This is a genomic window from Caballeronia sp. ATUFL_M2_KS44 (assembly GCF_023630965.1).
GTDB classification, from domain to species: Bacteria; Pseudomonadota; Gammaproteobacteria; order Burkholderiales; family Burkholderiaceae; genus Caballeronia; species Caballeronia concitans.
This window is the reverse complement of sequence record NZ_JALQEA010000039.1, coordinates 49,485-63,797: the sequence shown is the minus strand read 5'-3', so window position 1 is coordinate 63,797 and position 14,313 is coordinate 49,485. Positions and strand designations below refer to the sequence as shown.

Annotated in this window: 11 protein-coding genes; 4 read left to right on the top strand and 7 right to left on the bottom strand. The window is 64.8% G+C overall.

The annotated features are described in order from the left end of the window. The first annotated feature begins 57 nt into the window (after positions 1-57). From NCR39_RS15640 to NCR39_RS15630, 3 genes are read left to right on the top strand one after another with little or no spacing between them, the layout of a single operon-like run. Positions 58-2,985: a molybdopterin oxidoreductase family protein gene (locus NCR39_RS15640; protein ID WP_250453007.1), complete on the top strand. Its 2,928-nt coding sequence runs from the start codon at positions 58-60 to the stop codon at positions 2,983-2,985. A gap of 11 nt (positions 2,986-2,996) precedes the next feature. Further along, entirely contained in the window at positions 2,997-3,731 is a 735-nt protein-coding gene (locus NCR39_RS15635) for a 4Fe-4S dicluster domain-containing protein (RefSeq protein WP_250453006.1), read from the top strand. Between the two features lie 18 nt (positions 3,732-3,749). Further along, positions 3,750-4,688 carry a dimethyl sulfoxide reductase anchor subunit family protein gene (locus NCR39_RS15630; protein ID WP_250453005.1) on the top strand — a complete coding sequence of 313 codons (939 nt, stop codon included), beginning with the start codon at positions 3,750-3,752 and terminating at the stop codon, positions 4,686-4,688. A 34-nt stretch (positions 4,689-4,722) separates the two neighbouring features. Here NCR39_RS15630 and NCR39_RS15625 read toward each other — a convergent pair whose 3' ends face one another. The 4 genes from NCR39_RS15625 to sauS all read right to left on the bottom strand — a co-directional run bounded on the left by NCR39_RS15625 (position 4,723) and on the right by sauS (position 9,784). Beyond that, on the bottom strand, positions 4,723-5,199 hold the full coding sequence (locus tag NCR39_RS15625; RefSeq protein WP_250453004.1) for a GNAT family N-acetyltransferase: 477 nt from the start codon (positions 5,197-5,199) through the stop codon (positions 4,723-4,725). A 46-nt stretch (positions 5,200-5,245) separates the two neighbouring features. Further along, complete coding sequence (locus tag NCR39_RS15620; RefSeq protein WP_250453003.1) at positions 5,246-6,577, bottom strand: MFS transporter; 1,332 nt, start codon at positions 6,575-6,577, stop codon at positions 5,246-5,248. Positions 6,578-6,686: 109 nt separating this feature from the next. After that, complete coding sequence (locus NCR39_RS15615) at positions 6,687-8,324, bottom strand: AMP-binding protein (RefSeq protein WP_250453002.1); 1,638 nt, start codon at positions 8,322-8,324, stop codon at positions 6,687-6,689. After that, positions 8,321-9,784, bottom strand: a complete 1,464-nt coding sequence (gene sauS / locus NCR39_RS15610; protein ID WP_250453001.1) for an acylating sulfoacetaldehyde dehydrogenase — start codon at positions 9,782-9,784, stop codon at positions 8,321-8,323. The genes NCR39_RS15615 and sauS overlap by 4 nt, the downstream gene beginning before the upstream one ends. A 213-nt stretch (positions 9,785-9,997) precedes the next feature. Here sauS and NCR39_RS15605 point away from each other — a divergent pair, with 213 nt between their 5' ends. Then, on the top strand, positions 9,998-10,759 hold the full coding sequence (locus tag NCR39_RS15605; RefSeq protein WP_250453000.1) for an IclR family transcriptional regulator: 762 nt from the start codon (positions 9,998-10,000) through the stop codon (positions 10,757-10,759). Between the two features lie 43 nt (positions 10,760-10,802). On the opposite strand, the gene NCR39_RS15600 is transcribed toward NCR39_RS15605, so the two are convergent. The 3 genes from NCR39_RS15600 to NCR39_RS15590 form a co-directional block, all read right to left on the bottom strand. Next, the gene (locus NCR39_RS15600) at positions 10,803-12,230 is read right to left on the bottom strand and encodes an amino acid permease (RefSeq protein ID WP_502800223.1); all 1,428 of its coding nucleotides are present in this window, start codon (positions 12,228-12,230) and stop codon (positions 10,803-10,805) included. Between the two features lie 122 nt (positions 12,231-12,352). Beyond that, positions 12,353-12,742, bottom strand: a complete 390-nt coding sequence (locus NCR39_RS15595; protein ID WP_250452998.1) for a nuclear transport factor 2 family protein — start codon at positions 12,740-12,742, stop codon at positions 12,353-12,355. A gap of 35 nt (positions 12,743-12,777) precedes the next feature. Further along, a complete protein-coding gene (locus NCR39_RS15590) occupies positions 12,778-14,127 on the bottom strand; it encodes an NAD(P)/FAD-dependent oxidoreductase (RefSeq protein WP_250453640.1) in 1,350 nt (449 codons plus the stop codon). Positions 14,128-14,313: the final 186 nt, after the last annotated feature.

Sequence of the window (14,313 nt, the reverse complement as noted above, 5' to 3'; positions counted from 1 at the left end):
CATCCGCGCCGCGCGGGAACCGCCCCGCGCGACTTCGTTCGGACCCAAGGATCTCCCATGGAACACGACGCTCGTACCCAGAACGAAAAGCTCGATGTCAAAACCACCACCTGCTACATGTGTGCCTGCCGCTGCGGCATACGCGTGCATCTGCGTGATGGCGAAGTGCGTTATATCGACGGCAATCCCGAGCACCCGCTGAATCAAGGCGTGATTTGCGCGAAGGGCGCATCGGGCATCATGAAGCAGTACTCGCCCGCGCGGCTCACGCAGCCGCTGATGCGCAAGAAAGACGCGCTGCGTGGCGAAGCCCAGTTCGAGCCGGTCTCGTGGGACGTTGCGTTCGACGTGCTCGAAAAGCGCATCGCGCATTTGCGCGCCACCGATCCGAAGAAATTCGCGCTCTTCACCGGCCGCGATCAGATGCAGGCGCTGACCGGACTCTTCGCGAAGCAGTTCGGCACGCCGAACTACGCGGCGCACGGCGGTTTCTGCTCGGCCAACATGGCCGCGGGCATGATCTACACGATAGGCGGCTCATTCTGGGAATTCGGCGGTCCCGACCTTGACCGAGCCAAGCTGTTCTTCATGATCGGCACCGCCGAAGATCATCATTCGAACCCGCTGAAAATCGCCATTTCGAAGTTCAAGCGTGCGGGCGGCCGCTTCATCGCGATCAATCCCGTACGTACCGGCTATGCAGCGATCGCAGATGAGTGGGTGCCGATCCGTCCCGGCACCGACGGCGCGCTCTTCATGGCGTTGATCCGCGAGCTGATCGTCGCCGATGCTTACGATCACGAGTTCGTCGCGCGTTACACGAATGCAGGCGAACTGCTCGACATGAACGAGGCGAGCGAGACGTTCGGCCTCTTCGTGAAAGACAGCAACGCACCCGATGAGAACCCGCTCTTTCCGCAGAATCATCTGTGGTGGGATCGCGTGACCAACCGCGCGGTCGCGCATCATGCGGACGACGCCGAACCGGCGCTCGATGGACGCTATACCCTCGAAGACGGAACACCGGTCGCGCCATCGTTCGCGTTACTGCGCGAGCAGGTGGCGTCGTGCACGCCCGAGTGGGCGGCGGATATCACCGGCATCCCCGCTGCAACGATCAGGCGCCTCGCCGCCGAGATGATGCAGGTCAGCCGCGACCACAAGATCACCCTGCCCATTCCGTGGACCGATTCCTGGGGCAAGACGCATGAAACCGTGACCGGCAATCCCGTCGCCTTTCACGCAATGCGCGGTCTCGCCGCGCACTCCAACGGCTTCCAGTCCATTCGCGCACTGGCCGTGCTCATGTCGCTGCTTGGCACGATCGATCGCCCGGGCGGCTTCCGGCACAAGTCGCCTTATCCGCGCGCGGTTCCCCCTTCGACCAAACCGCCGAATCACCCGGACAAAGTAAGGCCCGACACGCCGCTCGCCGACGGTCCGCTCGGCTGGCCGGCTGCGCCCGAGGACCTGTTCATCCACGACGACGGCACGCCGGGGCGCATCGACAAGGCATTCTCCTGGGAGTATCCGCTCGCCGTGCATGGCGTGATGCACAGCGTGATCACCAACGCGTGGCGCGGCGACCCGTATCCGATCGACACGTTGATGATGTTCATGGCCAACATGGCCTGGAATTCGTCGATGAACACGATCGAGGTGCGCAAGATGCTCGCCGACAAGCACGCCAACGGCGAGTACAAGATTCCTTTCATCGTCGTGTGCGACGCCTTCCAGTCGGAGATGACCGCGTTCGCGGATCTGGTCCTGCCGGACACGACTTATCTCGAACGCCACGACGCCATGTCGATGCTCGATCGCCCGATCTCCGAGTTCGACGGACCGGTCGACTCCGTGCGCGTGCCCGTCGTGCCGCCGACAGGCGAGTGCCGGCCGTTTCAGGAAGTGCTGATCGAGCTTGGCAGCCGTCTCAGGCTGCCGGCGTTCACGACGCCCGATGGCCAGCGGAAGTATCGAAACTATCAGGAATTCATCGTGAATCACCAGACCGCGCCGGGATCGGGCGTGGGCTTTCTGATCGGCTGGCGCGGCAAGGATGGACAGGACGCGCTCGTGGGCGAGCCGAATCCGAACCAATGGGAGCAGTACGCGAAAAACAACTGCGTCTATCACTACGTGCTGCCCGAGACCATGCAGTACATGCGCAACTGCAACGGCCCGTATCTGCAGTTCGCCGTCGAAAAGGGCTTTCGCAAGTTCCCGCAGCCCATCGTCATTGCGCTCTATTCCGACGTGATGCAAAAGTTCAGGCTCGCAGCACAAGGAAAGACGAAGGGTCGCCAGCCGCCCGATCATTTGCGCGCGCGCATCGAGCAGTACTTCGATCCGCTGCCATTCTGGTATGCGCCGCTGGAACTCGGCGCCACGGACCGGAAACACTATCCGCTCGCGGCGGTCACGCAGCGCCCGATGGCGATGTATCACTCATGGGACTCGCAGAACGCATGGCTGCGGCAGATTCACGGCGAGAACCTGTTGTACATGAATCCGCGCATGGCGCGGGAAAACGGTATCGAGGACGGCGGCTGGATCTACGTCGAATCGCAGTGGGGCAAAGTGCGCTGCATGGCGCGTTACAGCGAAACCGTGGAACCGGGCACCGTATGGACGTGGAACGCGATCGGCAAGGCGTCCGGGGCGTGGAGTCTCGGTCCGGATGCGAACGAATCGCAGCGCGGCTTCCTGCTCAATCACCTCATCACCGACGAACTGCCGGCGTCCGGGCGTGAAGGCGTGCGTTTCTCCAACTCCGACCCGATCACGGGGCAAGCCGCATGGTATGACGTGCGCGTGCGCGTCTACCCCGCCGAGGCCGATGCGGATCACACGCTGCCGCAATTCCCGCCGATGCGCGCGGCGCCGGGCGTGACGGGCACCATCCAGCGCGTCGTTCAGACGTACTTTGCCGGGCGCGGCCAGTTCGCGGCGCGCCTGCGCAACGCGGCCAAACGAACGAATAGCTGAAGGAGACCGCCATGACCCAAATGGCTCTGGTCATCGACCTGAATGTCTGCGTCGGTTGCCACGCATGCGTGACGAGTTGCAAGGAATGGAACACGTCGGGTGAGGCAGGCAGCCTCGCGGATCAGCGCCCCTATGACGCCGACCCGTCCGGCACGTTTTTCAACCGCGTGCAGACCTACGAAGCGGGCGAGTTCCCGCTTGCCGACACCATCCATTTTCCGAAATCGTGCCTGCACTGCGAGGACCCGCCGTGCGTGCCCGTCTGCCCGACCGGCGCGAGTTACAAGCGCAAGGAAGACGGGCTCGTGCTGGTGGACTTCGACAAGTGCATCGGCTGCAAATACTGCGCGTGGGCCTGCCCTTACGGCGCGCGTGAACTCGACGAAGCGCGCAAGGAGATGACGAAGTGCACGCTCTGCGCCGATCGCATCGACAACGAGGCGCTTGCCGAGCGCGATCGCAAGCCGGCTTGCGTGCTCGCGTGCCCGACCTCCGCGCGGCTTTTCGGCGATATCCACGATCCGGATTCGGTGGTCTCGAAGGCGATCAGGGAGCGCGGTGGCTATCAGTTGATGCCGGAGTGGGACACAAGGCCCGCGAATCACTACTTGCCGCGCAATCCGGTGACGTCGTGCAGCACCGGGGGTTCCTGCGGCTGCAAGTCGAACGCCGCCCCCGACGTCTCGCCCGAAGCGCAGTTCGAGCGCGGCGAGATCAATCTTGCGGCGATGGCCGCGCGTACCTGATCTTTACTGGAGCCCGTCATGAAACCCGCGTTTTCCGTCGTGTTCCTCACGACCCTGAGCGGCGCCGCGCAAGGCCTGCTGATCGCGCTCGTCGGGGTTGAACTTTTCGCGAAGCTGGGTTTGTTCAACGCGCCTTCGCAGACGTTTTTCATCACCGGCGCGGCGCTGTCGGTGGTGCTCGGCGGCCTGGGACTCGTCGCTTCCTTCTTTCACCTCGGTCATCCCGAGCGCGCGTGGCGCGCCATCGCGATGTGGCGTACTTCGTGGCTGTCTCGCGAATGCCTGTGCCTGCCCGCGTTTCTCGCGTCCGGCACGCTTTATGGCATCGCGCATTGGCTCGGTACACCGTGGTCGCTTGCGCTCGGCGTGATCGGAGTCGCATCGTCGGCCGCGCTGTTCGTCTGCACCGCGATGATTTACGCCTGCCTGCGGTTCCTCCAGGAGTGGGCGACTCCGCTGACGATGGCCAACTTCGTGCTGCTCGGCTGCGCCTCGGGGTTCACGCTCGCGACCGCGTGTGCAGCATGGCTCGCCCCTTCGCTCGCGGCGGGTCTCGCCGCCTGCGCCTGCACGCTCACACTCGCGGGCTGTGTGACGCGCGTTGCCTCGCTGCGGCGCAATGCGCGCCTGCGTCCGAAGTCGAGCGTGCAGAGCGCAACGGGCATCAAGGCACCGAACGTCGTACAGAAATCGCGTGGCTTCACGGCCGGCGCCTTCAATCTGCGCGAGTTCTTTCACGGTCAGTCGGCCGAGACGATCAGGCTGGTCAAGTGGACGTTTCTGATCGCCGCCTTCGGCGTGCCGTTCGCGCTGATGCTGCTCGGAATCGTTTCGCAATCGGTCGCGGCGTTTTGCCTCGCGTTCCTGACGCAATACCTCGGGCTGATTGCGGAGCGCTGGTTCTTTTTCGCCGAAGCGCGGCATCCCCAGAACATCTATTACGCGCGGGCGTCCTGATCCCTGCGAACGCGTTCTGCCGAAGGGATGGAAATCAGACCTTCGCCCGAAGATGTCTCGTCATGCACAGAAACGCTGAAGCAACGGCCCGCTGATCGAGATCGACCGTCAACGGATGGCCGATCTCGCGGCAGACGAAGCCGATCAGCGTGTGCGCGATCCCACTGGCGCGGCAGGACGGTTCGATAAAGATATCGAAGAGCCGCGTCTCGCATTCACCCGTTTCGAATTCCGCATAACCCACTCGTTCGCCCCGGTGGAACGCGACTACTTGGGACGCGTCGTCATCGAGTACGAGTTGGATGACGCGAGCCTGCCTGTCCCTGAATACGTAGGCTTTCAACGCTCGTCTCCTTCGGCCCCGATTCGGGGCGCGCACGCGTTGCGCATGAGCGATGCTGTCGCGCCCGCGAACGAAATCGACCGCAAGCCCGGATGAAAGGGACTTGCAGTCTGCGTTCATCGCGATCCGCGCGCCTGCGGCGGTCATGATGCCGCCGGCCCGCTGCATGCCCGGCGGCTCATGAAAGATGGCGGTTCGAATCTCGCTGATATCGTCAGTGTTTCGCGCCGCCCGCGAATGCCGGAACGCCTCCCTCCTCCCGATTGACTCTGACCCGCGCCTCGTCGGCTTCGACCGTCTTGCTCGTATCGATAAACAGGGCGGCGACAGCGCCGACCGCAAGCAGCCCGGCGGAAATCGTGAACGGCACGTTATAGCTTCCCGTCTGTTGAATCAGATAGCCGAAGACCACCGGCGAGGTCATGCCCGCGATACCGAAGCCGGTGTTCATCATGCCGCCCGCCGTGCCCGCGTACTTGCCCGCGATATCGAGCGGCAGGGTCCACAACACCGGATTGGTGATCTCCAGGAAGAAGAACGATCCGGTCAGGAACCACACCGCGGCGATGGCGCTCGGCGCATTGACCATCGGCAGCAGGAAGGCGAGCGAGCCGCCCATGCCCACGACCAGGATGCTGCAGCGGGCGAGACGCAGCCGCCCCGTCATCTTGTAGATGCGGTCGGAGATGACGCCGCCGAGCGTATCGCCGACCACGCCCGCGAGCAGCGGCAGCGCGGTGAAGAGCGCGAGATGCTTGAGGTCGAAGCCCCGCGATTCCCTGAGATACGACGGCAGCCACGTCAGATACACCCACAGCAGCCATCCGTAGCAGAAGTCGACGAAGGTCACGAGCCACATGCGGCGAATCAGCTTTCGCCACGGCGTCGCACTCTTTCTCGCCCGTGCGCAGTCTCCCGCGCGATAGCCGATTTCAGCCGTTTCTTCCGGCGTGATGCGGCGGCTTTCATCGGGGGAGTTCGTGAATACGAAGAGATACAAGACCGTCCACGCCAGGCTTGCCACGCCCAGCAGGATGAACGCCTCCCGCCAGCCGCTGGCGGCGACCACGGCCAGCACGAGCGGCGGCGTGACCGCGCCGCCCAGCCGCGAGAAGCTGTGCGTGATGCCTTGCGCAAAACCGCGTTCGTGCACGGGCATCCAGTAAGTGAATGCGCGTGTCGCGGTGGGGAACGCGCCGCCTTCGCCGATGCCCAGCGCCAGGCGCAGCAGGACGAGCGTGACGATGCTCCCCGCGAAGCCGGTCGCGAGCGTGGCGGCGCCCCAGATCAGCGAGAGCACGGTCAGCACGAGCTTGGGACCGAACTTGTCGGCGAGCCAGCCGCCGACGATCTGCATCACCGCATACGGATAGGCGAACGCGGAAAACACGAGTCCGAGCTGCACGGACGTCAGACCCATCTCCTGGCGAATCAACGGACCCGCCACGGCGATGTTGACCCGGTCGATGTATGAAATGAAGTACATCACACACATCACGCCGAGAATGATATGGCGCGTCTTCACGCGCGGTCGATGCTGGTTCATTGTGTCTCCTTGTCGGCCGGAGCCGTCGCGAAAGCGACCGACGCGGCCGGGTATGTCTCGATCCATCTGATGTGGAATGGTTGAGGCGTGTCAGCGGCGGAGCATGCGGCTATCCGGGGGGCTGAGGCTTCTGCAGGAGCTTCAGGCGCTGCACCTTGCCGGACGGGCCTCTCGGCAGCGCGTCGATGAAGCGGAACTCGCGTGGCGTCTTGTAGCGCCCGAGTTCGCGCAGGCAGTGCGCACGCAGCTCGGCCACATCGACGGACGCCGCGCCGCCGCTCGGCACGATGAAGGCGACGATGTCCTGCCCGTACGCCGCATCCGGCACGCCGACGGCTGCCGCCTCCAGCACGCCGGGATGACGCAGCAGCGCCTCGTCGATCTCGCGCGGCGCGATGTTCTCGCCGCCCTTGATGATCAGTTCCTTGGCCCGCCCGTTGATGTAGAAGAAGCCGGCTTCGTCGCGATAACCGAGGTCGCCGGTGCGCAGCCATCCGTCGGGTGTGAACGAGTCGCGGGTCTCCTCGGGCCGCTTGTAGTAACCGCTCATCAGTTGCTGGCCGCGCAGGACGAGTTCGCCCGTTTCGCCCGGCGCGCACTCGTTTCCGTCCAGACCGACGATCTTCGCCTCGCCGCCCGACGGCACGCCGATGCTGCCCACACGCCGCATCCCCGGCTCGTAGGGATTGCTGAACGCGGGCGCGGCGGTTTCCGTCATGCCCATCGTTTCGATGACACCGATGCCGAAGCGCGCCTCGAACGCGCGATGGTGATCGGCCGGCAATGCCGCGGATGCGCTGCGGCAGAACCTGAGCGCCGAGAGATCGCAGCCCTGCGCGCCGTCGCCATTGAGCAGATACGCGACGATGGTCGGCACCACGTTGATCCACGTGCAGCCGGACAGCGAGGCCTCGCGCCAGAACGTGCGCGCGGAGAAGCGAGGCGTCATCACCGCGGAGCCGCCGTGATACAGCGGCGTGAGCAGCGCCACGACGAGGCCGTTGATGTGATAGAGCGGCAGCGAGACGAGCACGCGGTCCTGTTCCGAAAGCCGATGCTCCGCGCTGATGTTGCGCATGTTCGCGATCAGGCTGCGATGACTCAGCAGCACACCCTTGGGCAGCCCAGTCGTGCCCGAGGTGTACATCAACAACGCGGTGTCGCCGGCGTCCGGCACGCCCGCCCCGCTCGCGACGATATGCGTGCCGGCCGCCGCATCGTCGCGTCGCAGCGCAATGGCGCGTGCGGAAAGCGCGTCGATATCGGGCAACGCGCGCGCATCTGGCGATGTGCGCACCACCGCGATCTCGCGCAGCATGCCTTCGGCGCGCAGCGTATCGACGGCTTCGACGATCGTGTCGTACGTGTCGTCCGCCGTGAAGATCGCCCGCGTATCCGAATGCTCGACGATGTAGCGCACCTGCGACGGCTGGCACAGCAGATTCATCGGATTGGCGACAAGCCCGCTGTACATCGTCGCGAGCAAGAGACGCGCGGTCTGGATGCCGTTGCCCATGAAGACGGAAACGACATCGCCCGCGCGCAGGCCCGCCGCCTTGAAGCGCGCTTCGAGCGCGCGGCAGTCGTCGCGCAACTCGCCAAACGTCAGCTCGCCCGCCTGCGTCGCGGACAGCAGGAACGGCGTGTCCGGCGCATGCGCGGCGCGGGCGTCGATCAACGCGCGCAGCGTCTCGGCTTCCAGCGGCGAACCGCCCGGACGAATGATTCGGTCGGCCAGCGCGCTCATTGTCCGACCCTCCGGAAGTAGTCGCCGAGAAGCGCGTCGACTTCGGGCACGCGCTCCGCGATCGGATAAGCGACGCGCGTGACGTTGAGGTATTGCCGGAAGCCCAGATTCGAAGAGAAGTTGTTGCCGCCCCAGGTTCCGCAGCCCATCGAGAGCGAGAACGGCAGGCCGTTGTCGAAGTTGCCGCCGGTCGCCAGGCAGTGCGCCTGATCCACGATGACCCGCGCCACCGGCAATTGCGTGCCGAGCCTGACGGCGAGCGCATCGTCGGCGCCGTGCACGCCCACCGAATGACCCGCGCCCATGTAGCCGTAAATGCCGCTCACGATCCCGATCGCTTCGCCGATGTCGCGTGCGCGATAGACCGTCAGCACGGGCGAGAGCTTCTCGCCGGAAAACGGATGGTCCGCGCCATAGCCGCTCTCCTCGACCATCAGGAATTTCGGCTCGCGGGCGGCGATGTCGTCGAGGCCGGCTTCGCGCGCAATGGTCGCGGCCGGACGCGCCGTGCAGCGCGCGGAGAGCTTGCCGTCCTGCCACATCGCCGCCTGCAATTTCGCTTTCTGTCCGGCGTCGAGCAATACGCCGCCCTGCTTCGTCAGCGCGTCGAGCATGCGCGCGTAGATGGCGTCCTCGATCACGACGCTGTTTTCCGATGAGCAGCTCGTCGCGTTGTCGAACGTCTTGGACACGGCGATCTTGCGCGCCGCATCATCGGGATCGGCTTTCGCGGTGACGATCGAAGCGACATTGCCCGCACCCACGCCGAAGGCCGGCGTGCCGCTCGTGTAGGCCATGCGCACGTTGGCCTGCGAGCCGGTCGCGACGACCAGGTCCGCCTGACGCATCAGCGCGGCGGTGGCGGCCTTGCCGATCGGCGCCGGCAGCATCTGAACCAGATCGGGATCGAGACCCGCCCTGGCGAACTCCGCGTGAATGAATTCGATCAGCAGCGCGCACGAGGAATAACCCTTCGGCGAAGGCGCGACGATGACCGCGTTGCCGCACTTGAGCGCGTTGATGATCTTGTTGGCGGGCGTCGCGGCCGGATTCGTCGATGGCGTGATCGCCGCCACCACGCCGGCCGCACGTGCGATCTCGACGATGCCGTGCGCCTCGTCGCGCGCGATCACGCCCGTCGTCGCGACGCCGTGCAGATCGCGCAGCAGCCCGAGCGTCTTGCGATGATTCTTGCGGAACTTGTCGTCGGCGTTGCCGAGGCCGGTGTCGCGCACGGCGAGGTCCGCGAGCCGCCGGTTGCGCTGCGGCTCCATGATGGCCCAGGCGGCCGCAGCGGCCGCGGTATCGAGCGTCTCCTGCCCCGCTTGCTCGAAGCGGCGCTGCGCAGCGCGCGCCCGCTCGACGAGCGCGCCGACGACGCGCGCCTCATCGGCTTGTCGTTGATCCGGCGCCTGTGCGTGAGCACGCTCGAGCGTGGCGCCGCTTGCCATGTCGTTCATTCGATAAACCTCGGCTGTGGAAAGAATTGGAAGTGCTATCCAATCTAGTCAGCCGCGTTCATCGCGCGGTCCCGTTTTGTGACGTAACGCATGCTGCCAGGCAGTCAGCATCGGAAAAGCATGATTTCGGGACTTTCCACAGTCCCGAAAACCGCTGTTTTCGACGCACAATGAGACCAAATATAGAAAGTACGCAGACGGAGACAGGACAGCGTGACGTCGAATCAATCGAATGCCGCCGCGGTGCGTGCGTTTCGCGTGTTGGAGGCGCTCGCGAAGGCCAATCGCCCGCTATCGATGACCGAGCTCGTCGATGCGCTCGGCCTGCCCAAGCAGACGGTGCATCGCATCCTCGTGCAATTGATGGATGCCTGGCTCGTGACGCGCGGCGCCAACGACAAGCTCTACGAATGCTCGGCGCGCGTGCGCACGCTGGCCATCAACGTGCTGATGCATGCGGGGCCTGCTGCGGCGCGTCATGCGTTGCTCGAACAACTCGTCGTGCGCGTGGGCGAGACCTGCAATCTGACGATGCTCGCGGGCAACGACGTGGTCTATGTGGATCGCGTGGAAACGGGCTGGCCGCTGCGCATGCAGTTGCAGCCGGGTTCGCATGTGCCGCTGCATTGCTCGGCGAGCGGCAAGGTGCTGCTGAGCTTTCTGCCGAAGGAGCGGCGCGAGCGCATGATCGAGCGCATGCCGTTGCGCGGATACTCCGAGCGCACCATCACCGACCGGGACACCCTGCGCCGCGAACTCGCATTGACGCGCCGCCGCATGCTCGCCATCAACGACCAGGAGCATTTGCAGGGGCTCGTGGCGATCGCCGTGCCGGTGATGCTCGATCGCAATCGCGCGTGCGCGGCCATCGCCATTCAGGCGCCGGTGGGTCGCGTGGCGCTCGATCAACTGCTCGCTTTCGAGCCCGATCTGCGCCGCACCGCCGAAGAAACGGCCAGGACGTTCAAGGAATGAAGGGCCGGCTCGCGTGGTTACGCGCCGGCCGAAGCTTCAATGCTCACCGTTCGACTGCCTGCACCAACTGCTTCGAATACTCGTCGGTTTCCATCGCGGTCTCCTTGCGGCCGCGCTTGAACACGACATACGCGGCAATCAAAATGCCGAGACTCGCGACACCCAGCCATAACGGCTTGCGTTGATCGGGAATGAAGGCCATCGCGATGAGAATGGCCAGCATTCCGAAGATCGCGAGCCACGTGAGATACGGGAAACCCCACATGCGCACCCGCAGGTCGCCGACTTCGAAACTGGTCATGCGGCCGCGCAGACGCAACTGCGAGCAGGCGATCAGCAGGTACACGAAGATCGCCACGGTGCCGTATGAATTGACCAGGAACGCGAAGACCGTGTCCGGCGACACATACGACATCACCACCGACACATAGCCGAATACCGTGCCGAGCAGAATGGCGCGCGTGGGCACGCCACGCTTGTTGACCTTCGCGAGACCGAGCGGCGCATCGCCGTGACGCGTCAACGCGAACAGCATGCGCGACGCGGCATAGAGACCCGAGTTGAGCGCCGACAGCACGGCCGTGAGCACGATGGCGTTCATCACGTTGGCCGCAGCCGGCATGCCCATCACGTCGAGCGCGCTCACGTACGGCGTCGACATCTGATGAGAATTCCACGGCACCAGCGCGACCACGAGCGCCACGGAGCCGACGTAGAACACCAGCACACGCGTGATGACCGAATTGGTCGCCTTCGCCACCGCCTTCGCAGGTTCCTTCGCTTCCGCCGCCGCGATGGTCACGATCTCCGCGCCGAAGTAGAAGCCCGTCGCCGCGACCGCGCCCGTCATCACCGGTCCTATGCCGTTGGGCATGAAGCCGCCATGCCCGAGGAAGGTCGTGGCGACATCGGTCGTGTGCATCGACGCGGGCCACAGGCCGCATACGTAGAGACCGCCGAGGAACAGGAACACGATGATCGCGCCGACCTTGATCGACGAGAACCAGAATTCGAACTCGCCGTAGCTGCTGACGGAAATCAGATTGGTCAGCGTGAGCACCACGAGCAGCACGAGACTGATGATCCACGAGGGCACGTCGGGTATCCAGAACTGCACGAGCTTCGCGCCCGCCACGGCTTCCAGCGCGATCACGATCACCCAGAAGTACCAGTACATCCAGCCGGTGAGAAAGCCGGCGAGACGTCCCGGTCCGCGCTGCGTCGCGAACGCGAGGCGCGCATATTCGTAGAACGAGCCGACGGCCGGCATGGCGCAGGCCATCTCCCCGAGCATGCGCATGACGAGCACCACCAGTCCGCCCGTGATGAGAAAGGAGAGAATCGCGGCGGGTCCGGCCTGCTGGATCACCACGCCGCTACCGACGAAAAGTCCTGCGCCTATGACGCCGCCCAGCGCGATCATCGTCATGTGGCGCTGCTTGAGGCCACATTTGAGATCGCCTTTGTCCATGCTCGAATGCATATCGTCTCCTGATCTGCTGTGTCGTGCTCGTTCGCGCCTCCGCCCGCCGGTCCGTTGCCGGCGGGTCGGGGCGTTTCATTGCATCACGCCGTGCCGGTCTTCTGCATCGCTCACAGTGCCGGGCGGTCCTTGCGGAAAGCGTTCTTGACGGCGATCTTGCCGTCCCTGAAGGTGAAGACGTCCACCATGCGCGCCTCGATGCGCGACCCGTCGGCCTTCGTGCCGCGGAATGTCGATTCCGACACGCCCCGTTCGCCGCTCACGAAATGCTCGCCCTCTTTCCACGACGCGTCCGGGCAGGTTTCCCATGCGAGCGCGAAGCCCTTGCGCACTTCGTCCCGGCCGCTGAACGTGCGGCCCAGCGCATCGGGTCCGGCCACGCCGTGAAAGACGCATTCGTCGGCCATGCAGTTCATCAGTGCGTCGATGTCGTGACGGTTCCAGGCGTCGTTGAACGTCTCCAGAAGACGGATGTAGTCCTGATTCGTTTGAGTGCTCATGTGTCGATATCGCCGTTTCGTTGCCAGAAAGTGGTTCAGCGCTTCTCGTCCTGCGCCAGATACTTGTGATACAGAAAGCGTTGGCCGACACGGCGGAACGGCGCGAAGCCCTTCCACCGCACCACGCCCATGACGTTCGGATATTCGAGCGCGGATTCGTAGATCGGCAGGTCGTCGCGACTCTGCTGCCATTTGCCGGCGATGCGCTCGGCCATGCGCCGCCCCGCATGCGCGGAGAACGAGACACCGTTGCCGCCATAACCCACCGCGTAAAAGAGGCTTTGCGCCGGGTCCGGCTGCGCGACGCGCGGCATCATGTCGTGGCTCACGTCCACCCAGCCCCACCACGAATAGTCGATGCGGATGCCCTTCAACGCAGGGAACTTGCGATGCAGGCCTTCGACGAGCACTTCCATGTGCCGCGGATCGGCTGCCTCCGCGCCGGTGATCGCGCTGCGGCTGCCGATCTGCAGGCGGTTGTCCGGCAGCAGGCGATAGTAGAAGCGCAGGGTGCGCGTATCGGTAATGACCTGGCGCGTGACGAAGTTCGTCGCCGCCAGCTCTTCCTGCGTCAGCGGCCGCGTGACCAGCGAGTTCGACAGGATGGGCATGATCTTCGCGTCGAGCGCGCGATGCATGTCGTTGCGGGTATAGCCGCCCGTCGCGAACGCGACGGCCTTCGCGCGGATCGTGCCGCGCGGCGTGCGGACGTGATGCACGCCACGGATCGTCTCGACGTTCAGCACGGGCGTGCCCGGATGCACCTTGACGCCGAGCGATCGCGCCATGCGCAGATAGCCGAACGCGAGCTTGAGCGGATGCACGCCGATGCCGTCCGGCTCCAGCAGCGCGCCACAGCTTTCGCGATCGTCGACATACGATTGCGCGACATCCCTCGCGCTCAGCATGCGCGCGTCGTAGCCGAAGACGTCGCGCATCACCTTGCATTCGTGGGCGAGAAAGTCCATCTTGCGTTCGCGGTGCGCGATATACAGATGCCCGCCCGGCTGCGGATCGCACGCGAATTCGCCGATCAGGTTCTTGAACGTGTCGAAGCCTTCGCGGATCTCCGCATCGAGCCTGAGCGCGGTCTCTTTGCCCCAGCGCTCGATCCATTGCGATCGATACAGACGCCCGCTCGCATTCTGGCCCTGCCCGCCGTTGCGGCTCGTGCAGCCCCAGGCGGTACGGTTCGCATCGACGATCGTCGCGCGGATGCCGTGCTCGCGCGCGAGGAACAGCGCGGTGGACAGGCCGGTGAATCCCGAGCCGACGATCAGCACGTCGACGTCCGCATCGCCCGGCAAGGGGCCGTCGTCTTCGGGCGGCTCGCCGGCGGTCGCCACCCAGTAGGTGGGCGCGTAGTCCATCGCCTGACGGCCCATGGGGGACACGAGTGGATCGTAGAGCGGATCGTATGGGGCGCACGCGCCACGAAAGGCCGGCGCAACGAAGTCGAGAGTAGCCACCGATAACTCCTTGAAAAGTGCCTTCAGTCTGCACCGAAGTCCGCGCGCCGCTTAGTACCAGCCCCGACCCTTCGTTAGTGCCAGCGCGGAGTCCCGCAAGGT

What these genes read in the sequence shown, in the direction of transcription:
- NCR39_RS15630 (WP_250453005.1), top strand. Translation starts at nt 3,750, where the DNA reads ATGAAACCCGCGTTTTCCGTCGTGTTCCTCACGACCCTGAGCGGCGCC.
- NCR39_RS15625 (WP_250453004.1), bottom strand. Translation starts at nt 5,199, where the DNA reads ATGCAGCGGGCCGGCGGCATCATGACCGCCGCAGGCGCGCGGATCGCG.
- NCR39_RS15600 (WP_502800223.1), bottom strand. Translation starts at nt 12,230, where the DNA reads ATGGACAAAGGCGATCTCAAATGTGGCCTCAAGCAGCGCCACATGACG.
- NCR39_RS15595 (WP_250452998.1), bottom strand. Translation starts at nt 12,742, where the DNA reads ATGAGCACTCAAACGAATCAGGACTACATCCGTCTTCTGGAGACGTTC.
- NCR39_RS15620 (WP_250453003.1), bottom strand. Translation starts at nt 6,577, where the DNA reads ATGAACCAGCATCGACCGCGCGTGAAGACGCGCCATATCATTCTCGGC.
- sauS (WP_250453001.1), bottom strand. Translation starts at nt 9,784, where the DNA reads ATGAACGACATGGCAAGCGGCGCCACGCTCGAGCGTGCTCACGCACAG.
- NCR39_RS15615 (WP_250453002.1), bottom strand. Translation starts at nt 8,324, where the DNA reads ATGAGCGCGCTGGCCGACCGAATCATTCGTCCGGGCGGTTCGCCGCTG.
- NCR39_RS15640 (WP_250453007.1), top strand. Translation starts at nt 58, where the DNA reads ATGGAACACGACGCTCGTACCCAGAACGAAAAGCTCGATGTCAAAACC.
- NCR39_RS15590 (WP_250453640.1), bottom strand. Translation starts at nt 14,127, where the DNA reads ATGGGCCGTCAGGCGATGGACTACGCGCCCACCTACTGGGTGGCGACC.
- NCR39_RS15635 (WP_250453006.1), top strand. Translation starts at nt 2,997, where the DNA reads ATGACCCAAATGGCTCTGGTCATCGACCTGAATGTCTGCGTCGGTTGC.